Below are 17,843 nucleotides of genomic sequence, written 5' to 3'. Positions count from 1 at the left end.
ACCACGGTCCTTTTCCATGCGTTGATAAAGCCGCGCGATCATCTGTTCGAGAAATCGAACTTGTTCGGCGGGATGGGCGAACAGTCCAACGGATCGCGCGCACGCTTGTTGCCAATCGCCTTGCCAAGGCCCGAAATGGGCTGGATGCAGCCGCTCGCCCCGATAGATCATTTCGGCGACCGGGCCAGCCAGGATGGTCATCAATTCGCGTTGGCGTTGCCAATCACAGCTGGCATCGACTTTTCCCCAATTGACGAGACAATCGCCAAAACGTCGGGGTAAATCGTCGTCAATCATGCTATCAAGCCGCACTTCGTCGATTTGGGCTCCTAGCAAGTAGCCGACGACCACATGGCCAGCTTCGTGGTAGGCGGTCAAGGTTTCGTCGTCGTTCAATTTTGGCTTCCGTGTGATAAACTGCGACGGTACGCCCCCTATTTATTGTCTAGGATCTGCCCGTCTGTGGGTCGAAATCTGTTAACGGGGCACCATCATTACGCGATTGAGACAACCATGAAAGCGTTACTGCTAACCGAATATAAAGCGATGCAAGTCACCGACGTCGAAGCTCCGAGCGTGGGCAGCGACGATGTTTTGGTTCAGGTCGAAGCGTGCGGCATCTGTGGCAGCGATATTCATGGCTATGACGGCAGCACCGGGCGTCGTATTCCGCCGTTGGTGATGGGGCACGAGGCCGCTGGGATCGTGATCGCCACGGGCGAAAATGTAACCGATTTGCCGGTGGGAACGCGAGTCACGTTCGATTCGATGGTCTCGTGTGGCGAGTGTCATTTTTGCCGCCAAGGCGACGGCAATCTTTGTGATAACCGCATGGTGTTGGGCGTGTCGTGTGGCGAATACCGTCGTCACGGTGCGTTTGCCGAACAGATCAGCGTGCCTCGCCGAATCGTTTACACGTTGCCTGAGACGTTGCCGTTTGAGCATGCGGCGCTGGTCGAAGCGGTTTCGGTGGCCGTGCATGCTGCCAATGTCACCCAAATCACGCTAGGCGATACCGCCGTGGTCGTGGGGGCGGGGATGATCGGTTTGTTGACGATTCAAGCGGTCCGCGCCGCTGGTGCGACACAGGTGATCGCGGTCGATTTGAATGACAAGCGTTTGGCGGTCGCCAAAGAGCTAGGCGCCGACGTCGTTTTGCGGGGCGATCAAGTCGACGTGCCTGCGGAGGTTCGCAAATTGACCGCAGGCCGCGGAGCCGATGTGTCGTTGGAGGTCGTCGGTGCGACGCCGACGGTCAATACCGCAATTGAATCGGTCCGCAAGGGCGGCAGCGTGACTTTGGTCGGAAACGTGTCGCCCAAAATTGAATTGCCTCTGCAATCGGTCGTGACCCGTGAAATTACGCTGCGAGGCACGTGTGGGTGTAACGGGGAATACCCGCAGTGCATCGATCTGATGAACCGTGGGATCATTAAAGTCGAGCCGCTGATTACCGCTAAAATTGCGTTAAATGACGCGCCACAATGGTTCGAACGGCTGTATGCGGGCGATCCTGATCAGATGAAAGTCGTCGTTCAGCCCCAGAAAAATTGATGCGGCAGCCGGCAGAGTAGCCGATAGGTGTGGTAGTGCCTGGACGCTTCGATTTGGCATACAATGAGACTATGATTAGCGAACCCACCATCATTCTGTCAGGCACCGATCCGGATCTTCCCCAGAACGTGCCGCTTGGAATTGCCCGCTACAACAACCTTCGCGAGATGGCGCGTGGCGGCAGCGCGGTATTACGATCTGGATTCGATTGCGTCACCGGACGGACCGTAGCGATCAAGTCGTTGTTGCCCGAAACGCGACATGACCGACGCGAGCAACGTCGTCTGCTTCGTGAAGCCCGGGTGACCGCACAATTGCAACATCCCAATACGGTGCCGGTTTACGACATCGGCAACGACGAGGTCGAGGGGATGTATTTCGTGATGAAGCGGATCTCGGGAGAGAATTTTTTCGAGATCTTGAAGCGAATCGCACGCGGCGACGAAGCGACCATTGCAGCCTTTCCCACAGAGGCTCGGTTGGAAATTGTCGCCAGCGCCTGCCAAGCGCTGGCCTACTCCCATGCTCGCGGGGTGATCCATCGCGATTTCAAACCCGAAAACATTTGGGTGGGTAATTTCGGCGAGGTGATCTTGTTGGATTGGGGAGTCGCCAAAGTGTGGGGGCACGCGGATGACAACGAACCGATCAATCGCAGCGTGCTGAAGCCTCGCGAATCCGATGGCGAGCAACTGCGAACGTTGACCGGGGGCGGCCAGCGACCGGGAACGCCGCTGTACATGTCGCCCGAGCAAGTGGACGGTAATCGTGGGATCGATGAACGCACCGATATCTTTAGCGCCGGTGTGGTGTTGTACGAAATGTTGGCGATTCGCGAGCCGTTTCGTGGGGCGGATATTAACGAGACGTTTGACAATATTAAGAACAAAGAAATTCCGCCACCGAGCGAGCGGTCACCTGAACGCGATATCCCCAAAGCGGCCGACGACGTGGTGATGCGAGCGATCCAGAAACGACCGAGCCAGCGTTTTCAATCGATGCGAGAATTCATCGATGCCGTGCGAGCGATCGATTGTTAAACGTGGGATAGGCTTCGAGCCTGTTTAGAACGCTTCGTTTAACCGTTAGCCGATAGGCGTACGCTAACGGTGCGACTACGCCTTCGGCTGACTGTCAAACGATTAATCAACAAGCCGCCAAGAGTTTCGGCTGTTGGTGTCGGGTGGAACGAAACTCTTGGCGAGTTTCGCTACGGTATATTTCGCAGCTTTCCAACTCGCGAGCTTGTGAAACTGGTCTTGATGACAGGCTGGAAGCCTATCCCACACTTTTTTAACTACTAGGAACGACAACTCGATGTGTGGGATTACCGGGGCAGTTTGGCTGGACGCGAAGGTCGCGGTCGATGCGTCGCTGCTGGGCAAGATGACCGACTCGATCGCGCATCGCGGGCCCGATGATTCGCAAACGTGGATCGACACCGATCACCATGATGCCTATGGAAATCGAATCGGCGTGGGGCTGGGGTTTCGCCGACTTAGCATCATCGATCTCGAGGGGGCTCGCCAACCGATGGGCAACGAGGACGGCAGCGTCCGGATGGTCTTTAATGGCGAGATCTATAATTTCAAAACGCTTCGCCGTCGGCTCGAAGGAACCGGACACACCTTTGCCACGCATGGCGATGGCGAGCCGGTTCTGCATCTGTACGAAGATGTCGGAACCGATTGTTTTTCGCAGCTCAACGGCATGTTCGCGATTGCCATCTGGGACGCCAAGCGAAATCGGTTGGTGTTGGCACGCGACCGGATCGGTCAGAAGCCGCTCTACTATGCGCTGAAAGACAACCGGTTGGTTTTTGGCAGCGAGCTGAAGTGTTTGGTCGCCGCCGGGGGCGTTTGTAACGAGATTGATCCTGCGGCGATCGACGAATTTTTGACTTACCAATACATTCCGCCACCGGGAACAATTTGGAAGGGCGTGCGGAAGTTGCCGCCAGGGCATTTTGCCGTCTTTGAAAACGGGCAAGTCCGTGTCCAACGCTATTGGAACTATGACCCGTCAATCGAAGTTCCGATTTCGCATACCGACGCGTGTGATCGGCTGCGAGAACTGTTAACCGATTCGGTCGGTTTGCGAATGCAAAGCGATGTGCCGCTTGGGACGTTTTTGTCTGGCGGTATCGATTCGTCGCTGATCACGGCGATCGCACAGTCGATTTCGGATCAACCGATCAAGACGTTTAGTATCGGGTTTCCGGTTGCCGATTTTGACGAAACCGCCTACGCCGCCCAAGTCGCCAAGCATCTCGGCACCGACCACCAGCGTTTTGAGGTGATGCCGCACGGCGTCGATGTGATCGATAAATTGGTCTGGCACTACGACGAACCGTTTGGCGATTCGTCGGCAGTGCCGACATGGTATTTGTCCGAATTGACTCGCAAACAGGTGACGGTGGCGTTGTCGGGTGACGGCGGTGACGAACTGTTTGCCGGTTACGAACGGTATCGTGCGTTATGGCTCAGCAGCAAGCTGCAAAAAATGTTTCCGCTGCATCAGGTTCCAGGGATCGGCTTGGTCCAGCGGTTGCCGGATTCCGAGAAACGTCGTTCGGTGGTACGCCGAGCCAAGCGGTTTCTCGAGGCGCTGGGGCAACCGACGGCGCGTCGCTATTTGAATTGGCTGCAGATCTTTCCCGAGTCTCTTCGCGCGTCGTTGTATAGCGACGACTTTGTCGAACGTTTGCCGGGTGACGATCCTTTTGATTTTCTCGATGCTGCCTGGGATCGTTCCAAGGGGCGTGATGTCGTGTCGCAGGCCTCCGCAAGTGACGTGTTGACGTATTTGCCGTGCGATTTGTGTACCAAAGTCGACATCGCATCGATGGGCAACGCCTTGGAAGTGCGTCAGCCATTGTTGGATTACCGCGTGGTCGAATTTGCTGCGACGCTTCCGGTGCGATATAAATTCCGGGGTGGTCGAGGCAAATTGATTTTGCAAGACACGTTTGGTTCGATGATTCCATCGTCAATTTTCACGCGGAAAAAGATGGGCTTCGGGATTCCGATTGCGAATTGGTTTCGCGACGAACTGAAGCCCATGGTTCATGAAACGTTGTTAGCGGACGATGCAAAGATCCAGCCTTTTTTGCGTCGTGATCGCGTTGCCGAATTGGTGCGGTCGCACGAGCAAAACGAGCAGAATCACGGGTATCGATTGTGGAATTTGCTGATCCTTGAAAAGTGGCTGCGACGCTGGAGTTGATCGTCGACGCTTAGGTTATTTACCGTAGTCTGCCGTAAGGGGTGCTTCTACGGCATGATGCGACAGCGTTGCAATCGAAATCGTCATCGGTCACTATCATCTCGGATTATTCGCTATAGAATCATGAGAACCAGAATGGCGGAACTGGTAAGATGCGGATTCAACGAGTGCGTCGATCGTGTATCGGACTGACACTAGAGCTCCCTCTTCAGGAAACCGTTGCTTTTCAAATGGCCTCACAATCTCAAAGCCAGACTCAATCAACCGCCCCGCCCAAATTATTGGGATATCAGACCGACGGATTTTTTGATGAATTAGTCGACGACAAAACGGTCGCTCGTCCGGACGCGGAGTTGTTGATCGAGCGGATCAACAGATTGCCCGCCGAAGAATTATTACGACGCCAGAAGGCGATCGAGCGGGCGCTGTATCAGATGGGGATCACGTTTACCGTCTACAGCGATGCGGCGGGGACGGAAAAGATCATGCCCTTTGACATTGTGCCGCGGATCGTGTCGACGATGTTGTGGCATCACATTGAAGCGGGGCTGAAACAGCGTATCAAAGCATTGAATCTGTTTCTCGGTGACATCTATAACGAACAGCAGATCGTCAAAGATGGCATCATTCCGAGTGAATTGATCGATTCGGCGTCGGCGTTCTTGCCGCAATGTGTGGGATTGAAACCGCCTCGCAATGTTTGGTGTCATGTCACCGGAACGGACTTGGTCCGCGACAATACCGGCGCGGTTTACGTGCTCGAAGACAATCTCCGCTGTCCTTCGGGGGTTTCCTACGTGTTGCAGAATCGGCACGTAATGAAAAAGAACTTTCCACAAGTGTTCAGCGCATCGCGAGTCCGTCCGGTGCGTGACTATCCGGCTCGCTTGTATCAGATGTTGCGAGGCATGGCACGCGAGGATATCAACGATCCCACCGTGGCGGTGTTAACGCCCGGTGTGTTCAACAGCGCCTATTACGAGCATTCGTATTTGGCTCAGCAAATGGGGGTCGAACTTGTCGAAGGCCGCGACTTGGTGGTCGAAAAAGACGTCGTCTACATGCGGACCACCGACGGGTTGCAGCGAGTCGACGTGTTGTACCGACGGGTCGATGACATTTTCCTTGATCCAGATGTGTTTCGTCCCGATTCGATGCTTGGCGTAAAGGGGTTGATGAGTGCGTATCGAGCCGGCAATGTGGCTCTGGCTAATGCGCCGGGCACAGGGATTGCCGACGACAAGGTGATCTACGCGTTTGTCCCCGACATGATTCGCTACTATCTGAACGAGGAAGCGATTCTAGCCAATGTGCCCACCTATGTCTGTTCGCGGCCCGAAGACCGCAAGTATGTGCTTGCTCACTTGGATGAGCTTGTCGTCAAAGCCGCCGGCGAATCGGGCGGTTACGGAATCTTGATTGGGCCCCACGCGACCAAGAAAGAACGGGCTGAGTTTGCTGAGAAAATTAGCGAGAACCCCCGTAACTTCGTTGCCCAGCCAACCTTGCAGCTGTCACGAATGCCGACGCTTGCCGATGGCAAGATCGAGGGGCGACATGTCGATTTGCGGCCTTACATTCTTTGCAATAGCGAGGATGACGTGTGGGTGATGCCCGGAGGATTGACGCGTGTGGCGTTGCGGAAAGGATCGCTGGTGGTCAATTCATCCCAGGGCGGCGGCAGCAAAGATACCTGGGTCGCTGCTGATCCAGGGCAATCGGTGGCCATTGATGAAATTAGCTAACGACCGACCGTTTTACTTCCTCGCTTCGTCTTTTCATCGTTAAAGACGAGGCGTGTGGATTGGCCAAGCCCGCACGATCCTGCACGTCCTCCTTTGCCCCATCGTCCTTCATTCAACTTCCTTTTCTTCTGACACAATACTCCCATGCTTTCTCGTGTTGCTGAATCAATCTATTGGATGAGCCGTCAAGTTGAACGAGCAGAGAATCTTGCCCGGTTTTTAGAGATCACGCTTGGGATCGTGCTGGACCAACCCGAGAATCTCGTCGATCCGTGGGAGCCGCTTGTCCAGGTCACCGGCGACAACGAATGGTTCGCAGAGAAGTATGGCGAAGCCAACGCACAGAACGTTGTCCAGTTTTTAGCGTTTGATACCGAATACCATAGTTCGATGTTGACGTCGCTACGGTGTGCTCGCGAAAACGCCAAAAGCGTTCGCGAAGGATTATCGTCTGAAGCGTTTTTGCAGATCAATGAGTTCTATCACTTCGTGAACGATTCGGTGGCCGATACGATCACCGATCCGACAGCGGAATTCTTTGACATCGTGCGTCAGCATGCACTGTTTTGGTCCGGCGTGCTCGACAGCACCATGGCTCACGACACCGGATGGCATTTCGCCAACCTCGGTCGGCTGATCGAGCGTGCTGATAAAACGTCACGAATCTTGGACGTCAAATACTTCAACTTGCTGCCTCGCGTTGATGATGTGGGGACGGCGGTGGATGATTTGCAGTGGTCGGCGCTGTTATTGGCGATCAGTGGATTTGAAACCTATCGCCGCGAACATCATTTGATGGACATCGAGAAAGTGGTCCACTTTTTCTTGTTCCATCGCACCTTTCCGCGATCGATTTTGTCGTGTGTCGCAGGGGCCGATGCCTCATTGGCTGCGATTGAAGAGGTTTCGAAATCTGGGTCGGCGGGCACGGCAAAGAAGCAGATGGCGGCGCTGCGGCATCGCATGTCCTCGACCAATGTGAAAGAGGTTTTGGCCGGTGGGATGCATCAATTCATCGACAATTTGCAGCAAGAGCTGAACCAAATCGGTAGCTCATTGAACGAAGACTATTTTAATATATCGACGACCCCATGACCATTCGTGTTGCACTGCATCACCAAACGCGCTACCTCTATTCTCGCGCGATCCATTTGGGGCCTCAATTGGTCCGTCTTCGCCCAGCATATCATGGGCGGACCAAGATTGATGCTTACAATCTAAAAGTCGAGCCGAAGGATCACTTTGTTAATTGGCAACAAGATCCATTCGCGAATCCGATTGCCCGCTTTGTTTTTCAAAAACCTACCAAAGAGCTCTGTGTCACAGTCGATTTGACTGCAGACATGACCGTTATCAATCCGTTCGATTTCTTTGTGGAATCGTATGCGGACAACTGGCCGTTTGATTACGATGCCGACGTCAAGCAGCAGCTTGCACCGTATTTGACAAAACCGGTTGCGTCGAAGAATTTTGACGAATGGATGGCATCGCTTCCGAAGTCGACCACGTCGATCAATGATTTCTTGGTTGAAATTAATCGCTTGACTCAACAGCGAGTCAAGTACTTGGTGCGAATGGAGCCCGGGGTCCAAACGCCCGAGCAAACGCTGGATTTGGGCAGCGGGTCGTGTCGTGATTCGGCTTGGTTGCTGGTCGAAACGTTTCGTCAATTGGGGTTGGCCGCGAGGTTTGTCTCGGGGTATTTGATCCAACTGCTGGCCGATGAGAAGCCTTTGGAAGGCCCGGCGGGTCCGGTGGCTGATTTTTGTGACCTGCACGCTTGGACGGAGGTCTTTTTGCCGGGGGCGGGGTGGGTCGGGCTTGATCCCACCAGCGGTTTGTTCGCCGGCGAAGGCCACATTCCGCTCGCTTGTACACCCTCTTACACCGGTGCTGCGCCCATCACGGGCGGTCACGAAGCGTGTGAGGTTGAATTCGAGCATACGATGACGGTGTCGCGGATCTACGAAGACCCTCGCGTCACCAAGCCGTATTCGGATAAACAGTGGTCCGAGATTCTGCGCAGCGGTCGCCAGATCGACGAGCGGTTGCGAAAGAACGATGTTCGTTTGACGATGGGAGGCGAACCGACGTTCGTTTCCATCGACAATATGGAAGATCCTCAGTGGAACACCGACGCGGTAGGTGAAGAGAAACGGGTACTCAGCAACGTGTTGTTGTTGCGGCTTCGTGACAAATTTGCACCGGGCGGTTTGTTGCACTATGGCCAAGGCAAATGGTACCCCGGTGAATCGCTGCCGCGGTGGGCGCTGACGTGTATGTGGCGTCGTGATGGGCAACCTGTTTGGAACGATCCGAAATACATTGCCGACGAAGGCAAAGACTATGGATTGACGGCCGACGACGCCAATCGATTCGTGCAAAATTTGGCGTCGGAGTTAGGCATCAATGCCAAAATGTCGTTCCCGGTTTACGAAGACGTCTTTCACTATTTGTGGCGCGAAAATCGTTTGCCGGTCGATGTCGACCCGACCGACCCAAAACTTGATGATCCCAATGAACGCGCCATGATGATGCGAACGTTCACTCAGGGGCTGAGCAAGCCGGTGGGTTGTGTATTGCCGCTGCGTCGGGCGTGGTGGCAAGCCAAGCCGGGGTGGATCAGTGGTCGATGGCCGGTCCGCGCCGAAAAACTGTATTTGATTCCTGGCGATTCGCCGATCGGGCTGCGTTTGCCGCTCGAATCGCTGCCCAGCGGCACCGGATCGAACGCGGTGTTCTACACCACGCCCGCCGATCCGTTCGCGACGCATCCACCGCTTCCGCCACTGGGCAAAGGGAACGAATCGGTGCTACGTGGTGGCGAAGAATTGGCGACCCTGCCCGTCAACGAGCAGACGCTTGACGAAGAGGACCCTGATGATTTGCCCACCAGCAACGATGTGATCAGCACCGCGCTGTGTGTCGAATGTCGCTTTGGTCGACTGCATGTTTTTATGCCTCCGACGCAGCGACTCGAAGATTACTTGGACCTTGTCTCGGCGATCGAGCAGACCTGTGCGAAGCTGGATGTGCCCGTGATCCTAGAAGGCTATTTGCCACCCCCGGACGATCGTATCGAGTATTTCAAGGTCACGCCCGATCCAGGCGTGATCGAGATCAACACCCAGCCGACCGATTCCTGGGACTCGTTGGTGAACCTCACCGAGACGCTGTACGAGGAGGCGAAACAGAGTCGACTGGGGGCCGAAAAGTTTGATCTCGATGGTCGCCACACGGGCACCGGCGGCGGAAGCCATATCGTGCTGGGCGGATCGACGCCATCGGAAAGTCCCTTTATTCGCCGGCCGGATTTATTGGCCAGTATGATTCGGTTCTGGAATAACCATCCGGCGCTTTCGTATTTGTTCAGCAGTCGGTTTATCGGTCCGACCAGCCAAGCGCCGCGGATGGACGAAGCTAGGGTCGATGCGGTCTATGAAATGGAGATCGCGCTGAGTCAGCTCAATACGCTTGGCGAGAATCAACCGCCTTGGTTGGTCGACCGTTTGTTTCGCGATCTGTTGGTCGACTTGACTGGAAACACGCATCGCACCGAGATTTGTATCGACAAACTTTATTCGCCCGATTCGTCGACCGGCCGTCTGGGGCTTGTCGAGCTGCGTGGATTCGAGATGCCGCCGAATCCACGAATGAATCTGGCTCAACAGTTGCTGATTCGGTCCGCGATCGCGGTGTTCTGGGAAAAACCGTATCAAGAGCCGATGTCGCGATGGCAAACGACGCTGTACGATCGCTTTATGTTGCCGCATTTTATCTGGCAAGATCTTTGTGATTTGATCGATGATCTTAATCGTCGAGGTGCAACGTTGCGTTCGGAATGGTTCGCTCCGCAGCACGAATTCCGGTTTCCAAAGATTGGCGAAGTCACCCACCAAGATGTCCAACTGAGGCTACGAAGTGGGATCGAGCCCTGGTATGTGATGGGCGAAGAACCGGGATCGGGCGGAACGGCTCGGTATGTCGATTCGTCGTTGGAACGGTTAGAGATTCTTGTCGACGGAATGGACTCGGCACGCTACGCAGTTCTTTGCAACGGAGTGCGGGTACCAATGCATCCGACGGGGGTCCAGAACCAATATGTCGCCGGCGTGAAGTATCGTGCATGGCAACCGCCACGGTGTTTGCATCCGACGATTGGTATCCACACCCCGCTGCAGTTCGATATCGTCGACCTTCGCAATCGGCAATCGATCGGCGGATGCCGTTACCATGCGGTGCATCCAGCGGGGCGCAGCCACGAAAAGTTTCCCATCAACGCGAGCGAAGCCGAATCACGCCGGGTCGCTCAATTTGAACGTTCGACCCTCAGCGGAGAAAAGTTTGATATCGCCGATCTCCCTCCGTTGGCAAATCGATGTGAATATCCGATCACGCTCGATCTGCGAAGGCACGTGCGAACGTGAGTGGGCCCGCAAAGCTTTCTTAACTGCTACAGACCGCAGGGGAGGATGGAAAAGAAGATTGTGAGATCCACACAAACGAAAATCAGTTGATGCACCACCGTCGCGGCGATGCGACTTTGCCATTCCAAGCAGATCGGTCTAACCTGTTGACTTTCAAGAGGTTAGGTTGCCTTGGTCAAGCGGCAAACCGGATGGCCCTCCGTTGGGGGAATCAAGAAAAGCTGCCGGATTTGAGCAAGTCAGCGTTGCTGATCAACCGAATGACGACAGTCATCGCTTGATATAGACTGTGGCGACTGAGCGGCAATTCGCGTTTCGCAAGAAAGGCCTGCGCCGTTGGATATTTCTTGCTCCTACCTGCGAGTCTGATGGTTTTGACATCGCCCGTTGCCTCAACACCCTCGCTCGGCGATTACGTCGCCACGCCGGAACGTTTTGACGAATGTAAAACGCCAGGGGGGAAGCTGCGTCCCCATTGGCAGCCCGTTGCCAACTATCTGCAATCGCTTGGCAATCAGGGGATGAACGAGCGGGTGGCAACGATCGACGAGCTGGTTCACGAGAACGGGACCACGTTCAACGTCGACAGCGAAGAGGGGCGGGCGGTGCGTCCGTGGCGATTGTCCTCGATCCCGCTGGTGATCGATTCCGCTTCCTGGGCCAAACTCGAAGCCGGGCTCGCTCAGCGAACGCTGGTCTTGGAAGCCGTGCTAGACGATTTGCTTGGCGAGCAGCGGTTGGTCAAAGAGAAGATCATTCCGCCGGACGTGCTGTGGGCGAACCCTTATTTTCAGCGTGCTTATCACCAAATGCCCAGTTGCGGTGGCAAGCGATTGCATATCACGGCCACCGATATCGCGCGAGCCACCGATGGCACTTGGTGGGTGACGAGTGATCGCACGCGAGCCCCAAGCGGGCTGGGCTATTTGCTGGAAAACCGTATCGTCACGACGCGAGTGTTCCCGCAGGTGGTTCGCCAGTGCAACACGCGGCGGCTCGCATCCTTTTTTGATTCGTTGCGGAGCCATCTTCGTTCGCTGGCGCCGCGAATGCGTGATAACCCGCGAGTCGCATTGCTGACGCCGGGGCATGACAGCTACCGCGAATTTGAAGATGCTTACTTGGCTCGCTACCTCGGTTTGACCCTGGTCGAAGGCACCGACCTTGCCGCTCGGGGTGGCCAATTGAATTTGAAAACACTGGGTGGTTTGTTACCGATCGAAGTGCTTTGGCGACACGTGTCCGATCGCAAATGTGATCCATTGGAATTGGATCCCGATTCGATCGAAGGGGTGACCGGGCTGTTGCGTTCGGTTCGTGAGCAAAACGTGGCGGTGGTCAATTCGGTTGGCAGCGTGATGGCGCAAACACCGGCGCTGCTGCCGTTTCTGCCGGCGGCCAGTCAATTGTTGTTGGGTGAGTCGTTGAGTTTGCCGAATGTGGCCACGTATTGGTGTGGTGGCAAAAAAGAGTGCGACTATGTGCTCAGCAACCTTGATTCGTTGGTCATTCGGCCTGCGTTTGTGGTGTCTGGTGTTCCTCCGGTCGCTCCGTCGACGTTGTCGAGTTCGGCGCGTGAGGAGTTGGTCGCGGCGATCAAGGCCAAGCCACGCGAGTTTGTGGCTCAGCAGAAACTCGCCCATAGCACGACGCCGGTTTGGACCGACAACCAGCTCGAGCCGTGGTATTTGGCGCTACGTTGTTTTCAATTGCAAACCGCCGAGGGCGTCGAGGTCTTGCCAGGGGCGCTTGCGCGTGTCAGCCCGCGAGAACAGGAGCTCGACCGATCGCACGCCAGCGGTCATTTGACGATGGATTGTTGGGTTTCCAGCACCCAACCAATTGATACCGAAACCACGCTGCTGCCACCGCCCGATGCCAAAGTTGCGCTCAAGCGAAGTGGCGACGAATTGCCCAGTCGTGTGGCGGAACACTTGTTTTGGCTTGGTCGGTACGCCGAACGTGCTGAAGCGATCACGCGGTTGCTGCGGACGACGATCGTTCGCGTGGCCGGCGAAAACGAACTTAGCGATATGCCCGAGCTTCCGCGGTTGTTGGCCGCGCTGGCGGCGATCGGGCAGATCGAACCCGGTTATGCTGTGACGGGGCTTGATGGCACCTTGCCGCGCGTCGAAGACATGTTGCCCAGTTCGATCATGGACCGCAATCAACCACGCGGACTGCAGGCCACGATTGGGTCGATGGTGATGAACGCTCGCTCGGTTCGTGACCGGATTTCCATTGATGCGTACCGGATCATCCAACGGATCGGCAGCGATTCGATTGAACGAACATCGCATGCGGGCGACAATATGGGACGGGTCATCGAGCGGTTGAATCTGTTGATTACCGATCTGTTGGCGTTTGCCGGTGTTGCAAGTGAAAGTACCACGCGAACCCATGCTTGGCGATTCTTGCAACTTGGGCGACGCATCGAACGAGCGGACCAAACCGCTGAACTGCTTGACGCGACGATGGTCAATCCGGTCGGCAACGAAGCGTCGGTATGCGAAGGAGTGTTGGACGCGCTGGACAGCATGATGACGTATCGTTCGCGCTACCTAAACCTGGTTCGTCCCGCACCGACGATCGATTTGTTGGTGACCGATGAAACGAATCCTCGATCGCTAAGTTTTCAGTTGCATGAGATTGCGATGCTGATTAGCCAATTGCCGACCGGTGCAAAGATTGTTGGACTCGGAGCCGATGAGAAAATTGCCAGCCGGATGTTGCATGCATTGCGGATCGCGGATCCGATTCAGTTAAGTGAAATCGGGCCAAATAAAAGTCGCCCGCACTTGGAACGATTGCTCGAACAATTGATTCGTGGATTACCGAGTTTGTCCGACGCGATCGCGGCACGATACTTGATTCATACCGGGACAACGCAAATTTTGACCGGGGTCAGTGTGCCCGAGATGGATTAGCAAGGTGGTTTCCGATGCCGGCCTGTTGTGAGAAACTGCGGTGTAATGTGAAAATTGTGAATCTGTGTCGTCCATGATCCAATGGCTTTGAACCGTGCCTGACTCATCCATTCGTTATCGCATCACCCATCGAACTCACTATCGCTACAGCGATTCGGTGGCGGTTTGCCAAAATCAATTACGGATGCAACCAAGCACACGGCCGGGAGTGACATGCCACCATTCCGGTATTGCGATCTCGCCCGAGCCCATGACGGTGACCGAACACACCGACTATTTTGGCAATTGCGTTTACTCGTTTGCGATCGAAACGCTGCATAAAGAGTTGACGGCAGTTGCCACTAGCGAAGTCACTGTCGATCCGCCGTCCTCGATTAGTGTGGACGGTGCGATCAATTGGAATACGATTATTGGCCATCCGGGAGCGATTCGGCAGAGTCGCTCGGGCCGTTATGTCGACGAATTTTGTTTTGATTCGCCGCGTGTTCAGAAAGAGTCCAAGTATGCCGACTACGCTCAGATCTCGTTCACCGAAGGGCGCGGAATCGTCGAGGCGACCTTGGATTTGACCAAGCGAATCCATCACGATTTTCGCTATGACACTTGTGCGACTGAAGTCAACACGCCGACCGCCGACGCGTTTGCGCTGCGTGCGGGGGTCTGCCAAGACTTTGCCCACATTCAAATCGCCTGCTTGCGTTCGATTGGATTGCCGGCCCGGTATGTCAGTGGTTATTTGCGAACGATTCCACCGCCGGGTGAAGAACGCAAAATCGGTGCGGACGAATCGCATGCATGGATCAGCGTTTATTGTGGTCCCGAATTAGACTGGATCGATTTTGATCCCACCAACGCGTGCCAATGCACCACCGATCATATCCCGATTTGCATCGGCCGCGATTACGGTGACGTCAGCCCGATGCGCGGCGTGATTTTGGGCGGCGGCCAAACCTCGCTCAAGGTCAGCGTGGATGTCGAACCGATCCAAGGACTCGGTTAACGATTCGCGGTGATTGGCAACGAGTCGAGGCAATCCATCTACGCGAAATCACGGTCTTGAGGACTGGCAGGGGCGGAACCGGAAATCTCGGTCGCAAGTTGTTTGACTTTGGGGCGACGCTTGCGACGGGTTTTATCCGGAATCATCGACCGCATCGCTTCGAGTTTGCCGAAGCATAGCAAGCGGTCGCCCGGTTCGAGCGTTCGCTTCAGTCTTGGGTTTGGGATCACGCTGGCGCCGCGGTACAGCGTCAACACGTTGATGTCTTGTTCGGGAAGTCCCGATTGATCGATCGTTTTGCCACAGAACTCCGAGCCTTCGGGAACATGAATTTCGGTCACTCCGTAGCCGCGGCTGACGGTCAAGCGTTGACGAACGTCGATTTCGGCAAAGTCGACTTGGGCTGAAACGTAGTCGATGATGGCGCCGGCGATATCAAGTTGGGTGCATGATTCAATGCCTTCGAGCCCCGGCGACGAATTGACTTCCATCACTTGTGGTCCGTCGCTGCCTTCGAGCATATCGACGCCCGCCACACGCAGCCCCATGATTTGGGCACAGCGGACGGCGGTTTCGCAATACGCGTCGTCGAGTTCGACCAATTCGGTACGGCCGCCGCGATGCACATTGCTACGAAACTCTTGGCCCTGCGCCACACGCCGCATTGCCGCCACAACACGGTCGCCGACGACGAATGCACGAATGTCGCGGCCACGGCTTTCCGATACAAATTTTTGCACCAACACGTTTTGCCGCGTGCTTTGCAGCGTTTCGATGATCGCTTCGGCCGTCTTGACCGATTCGGCCAAGATCACGCCAACGCCTTGGGTGCCTTCGAGCAGTTTGATGATGATCGGCACGCCGCCGACGCGTTCAATCGCAGGCAACACGTCTCGCTTTTCGCGAACGAAGGCGGTTTCAGGGATCCCGATGTGATGGCGACTTAAAATTTGTAAGCAACGCAGTTTGTCACGAGCGTTCGTGATCCCTGCGGAGCTGTTGGTCGTGAAGATATCCATCTGTTCGAATTGGCGGACCACGGCGGTCCCGTAAAACGAGATGGATGAACCGATTCGCGGAATCACGGCGTCGTAATCGCTGAGTAGTTTCGAGCGAAAATAGAGATCGGGTTCGCCCTGCTTCAGATCGATCGAAAAGCGAAGTGTATTGAGCACCTTGGCTTGATGGCCACGTGACAATGCGGCTTCTTTTAGACGCCGTGTGCTGTAGCAATTCGGGCTACACGAAAGGATCGCCAACTTCATAAAAGGGTCTCAAAGCAAAAAGATTTAGAGGGCTAGGTGATTTTGGCGTTCCAGGGGCGCTGGTGATGATTCACCAGTGTTTTCGTTTTTTCTTTTTGGGGCGTCCGCCAAAGTAGGATTGGCCTGGATCGACCAGCATGCGTCCGCGAATGGCTTCGCGACCCATCAACATTCGGAATCCCATTTTGTTGCGGTTGGCAAGCGTCAATTCGACTTGCCAAGTGGTATCGAGCCAATGGACTTCGGTCAAGATAAAGATCCGTTTGGAAGCTTGCCCGCTTGAACTGCGAACGCTGCGAATGTCGTGGACCGGAGCTTCGCATGCGATCGTTTTGGCGTCAGACCGTTGGTGCGGTTGAACGGCAAAGCGAACCATATCGACGCCGTCCACATCAAAGGTTTCGATATTCAAGGCATGCAAACTTGACGATCTTGCACCGGTGTCGATTTTTGCCTTGATGTGACGTATTCCCAAGCTCGGCAAGGAAACCCATTCACGCCACCCAATAACCCACTGGTCCTTTGTGTCGTGGGAGTTGGACGGAGCATCTTGGTCGTCGAAAAGGTCGTCTGAATCTGTCGGAAATGTCAAAGCTATCGATCCCGATTCGCCAAGGGGACGTGGTTTTAGGGGCTTCGGAACAGCACCGGAAGTCAGAAACTCTCGAATATCCAGAGGTTAACCATCCCGGCGTCGCGATGTCTAGACGGCAACATTCTGCAAAACAAATCGACTGTGAAAAGTTTCGCAAAACGGCGGATAATCCGACTCATTTATCCGTTTCCGCTAAGCCAGTGAATGTTCCGATCCTGCGATCCGATCCAAGCCAATTCAAATGAATCACGAATCGCGTTCGCTTTCGAACTCGTTGAGCAATTCGTCGATGGCAGCTTCGATCTTGGGGTGGTTGTTCTGAGCGGCACGCTGCTTGGCCGCAATCAGGCCGCTGCGATGCAGTCGCCCAAAGTCTCCGAAGGGAAAGTGGAAGCGGCCTTTGGTGTGCTTGCCAGCATCAGGGTCGACCGCTAAGAACCACTTTGCGTATTCGTCCCAATCATGCGTCTCTAGAAATTTGTTTTCGTCATCGCTGCTCGGTTGTGCATCGCCCCAATCGCTATCGACGACATATTGATGTGACTTGACGAGCGATTTGGCCTTTTCCTTTGCTGCGGAATTTGGTTTGTATTGAGTCATCGCATTTGTCTGTTCTTTGGGAGCGATCATTTCGCCGCAAGATGGCACGGTGATTTCGAAAAACCGCCGCGCCATTTTACACGCAGTGACGCGTCATAGCCTTAAGCATGCGCGGCGCGGACGTTGACGGATTTCTCTGCGACCTCCGTCAACTTGTGATCCGCTTTGCCTTCCTCGTCGAGCGTTTGCTGCAACAGATCGGCGATATCTTGTCGGCCACAGCGTTCGGCAAACGTTCGTGCTGAACCGTATCCAGCCATTTCGTAGTGCTCTACCCGTTGGGCGGCAGCAATCAGCGCGGCATCCTTGATCGAGGCATCGCCGCTAGCTGAAATCACCTCTTCGCCTTCTTTGATCAACCCTTTCATTGCTTCACACGTTTTCCGCTCGACCTTGCTTCCCAGCATCACCAAGGCTTTTTCTACCCGCGTTACCTGCGTCCGTGTTTCTTCGAGATGCTGTGTGAATGCATTTTTCAGTTCAGGCGCAGCCGCCGCGTCCGCCA

At 55.1% G+C, this 17,843-nt stretch carries 13 protein-coding genes; 8 read left to right on the top strand and 5 right to left on the bottom strand.

All coding sequences use genetic code 11. From position 1 onward, the window contains the following. Positions 1–396, bottom strand: a 396-nt coding sequence (locus RMSM_RS27095; protein WP_008704420.1) for a hypothetical protein, incomplete at its 3' end; no start/stop codon positions are given. Positions 397–513: 117 nt separating this feature from the next. Between RMSM_RS27095 and RMSM_RS27090 the strand changes: the two genes are divergently transcribed. From RMSM_RS27090 to RMSM_RS27055, 8 genes are all read left to right on the top strand, one after another. Beyond that, positions 514–1,554 (top strand): galactitol-1-phosphate 5-dehydrogenase, encoded by a 1,041-nt coding sequence (locus RMSM_RS27090; protein WP_008704418.1) that lies wholly within the window; start codon positions 514–516, stop codon positions 1,552–1,554. Between the two features lie 71 nt (positions 1,555–1,625). After that, on the top strand, positions 1,626–2,594 hold the full coding sequence (locus RMSM_RS27085) for a serine/threonine-protein kinase (RefSeq protein ID WP_008704416.1): 969 nt from the start codon (positions 1,626–1,628) through the stop codon (positions 2,592–2,594). A 277-nt stretch (positions 2,595–2,871) separates the two neighbouring features. Beyond that, positions 2,872–4,779 carry an asparagine synthase (glutamine-hydrolyzing) gene (gene asnB / locus RMSM_RS27080; RefSeq protein ID WP_008704413.1) on the top strand — a complete coding sequence of 636 codons (1,908 nt, stop codon included), beginning with the start codon at positions 2,872–2,874 and terminating at the stop codon, positions 4,777–4,779. Between the two features lie 230 nt (positions 4,780–5,009). After that, positions 5,010–6,524 carry a circularly permuted type 2 ATP-grasp protein gene (locus RMSM_RS27075; RefSeq protein WP_144057997.1) on the top strand — a complete coding sequence of 505 codons (1,515 nt, stop codon included), beginning with the start codon at positions 5,010–5,012 and terminating at the stop codon, positions 6,522–6,524. 144 nt (positions 6,525–6,668) lie between these two features. Continuing rightward, positions 6,669–7,619, top strand: a complete 951-nt coding sequence (locus tag RMSM_RS27070) for an alpha-E domain-containing protein (RefSeq protein ID WP_008704406.1) — start codon at positions 6,669–6,671, stop codon at positions 7,617–7,619. Beyond that, entirely contained in the window at positions 7,616–10,951 is a 3,336-nt protein-coding gene (locus RMSM_RS27065) for a transglutaminase family protein (protein ID WP_008704404.1), read from the top strand. The genes RMSM_RS27070 and RMSM_RS27065 overlap by 4 nt, the downstream gene beginning before the upstream one ends. A gap of 368 nt (positions 10,952–11,319) precedes the next feature. After that, positions 11,320–13,878, top strand: a complete 2,559-nt coding sequence (locus RMSM_RS27060; protein ID WP_008704401.1) for a circularly permuted type 2 ATP-grasp protein — start codon at positions 11,320–11,322, stop codon at positions 13,876–13,878. Between the two features lie 94 nt (positions 13,879–13,972). After that, positions 13,973–14,878, top strand: coding sequence for a transglutaminase family protein (locus RMSM_RS27055; protein ID WP_008704399.1), 906 nt, complete (start codon positions 13,973–13,975; stop codon positions 14,876–14,878). A 38-nt stretch (positions 14,879–14,916) separates the two neighbouring features. Here the strand turns inward: RMSM_RS27055 and RMSM_RS27050 are convergent, their stop codons facing one another. The 4 genes from RMSM_RS27050 to RMSM_RS27035 all read right to left on the bottom strand — a co-directional run. Further along, the gene (locus RMSM_RS27050; protein WP_008704398.1) at positions 14,917–16,143 is read right to left on the bottom strand and encodes a RimK family alpha-L-glutamate ligase; all 1,227 of its coding nucleotides are present in this window, start codon (positions 16,141–16,143) and stop codon (positions 14,917–14,919) included. 70 nt (positions 16,144–16,213) lie between these two features. Next, the gene (locus tag RMSM_RS27045; protein ID WP_144057996.1) at positions 16,214–16,735 is read right to left on the bottom strand and encodes an ATP-dependent zinc protease family protein; all 522 of its coding nucleotides are present in this window, start codon (positions 16,733–16,735) and stop codon (positions 16,214–16,216) included. Positions 16,736–16,984: 249 nt separating this feature from the next. Further along, positions 16,985–17,386: a hypothetical protein gene (locus tag RMSM_RS27040; RefSeq protein ID WP_201767082.1), complete on the bottom strand. Its 402-nt coding sequence runs from the start codon at positions 17,384–17,386 to the stop codon at positions 16,985–16,987. Between the two features lie 53 nt (positions 17,387–17,439). Next, positions 17,440–17,843 (bottom strand): YciE/YciF ferroxidase family protein (locus tag RMSM_RS27035; RefSeq protein ID WP_040769559.1); only part of this gene is annotated, 404 nt, incomplete at its 5' end.

This window comes from Rhodopirellula maiorica SM1 (assembly GCF_000346295.1).
In the GTDB taxonomy this organism is placed as follows: domain Bacteria; phylum Planctomycetota; class Planctomycetia; order Pirellulales; family Pirellulaceae; genus Novipirellula; species Novipirellula maiorica.
Note: the sequence above shows the minus strand (reverse complement) of the source record. Positions and strands in the feature narration are given on the sequence as shown.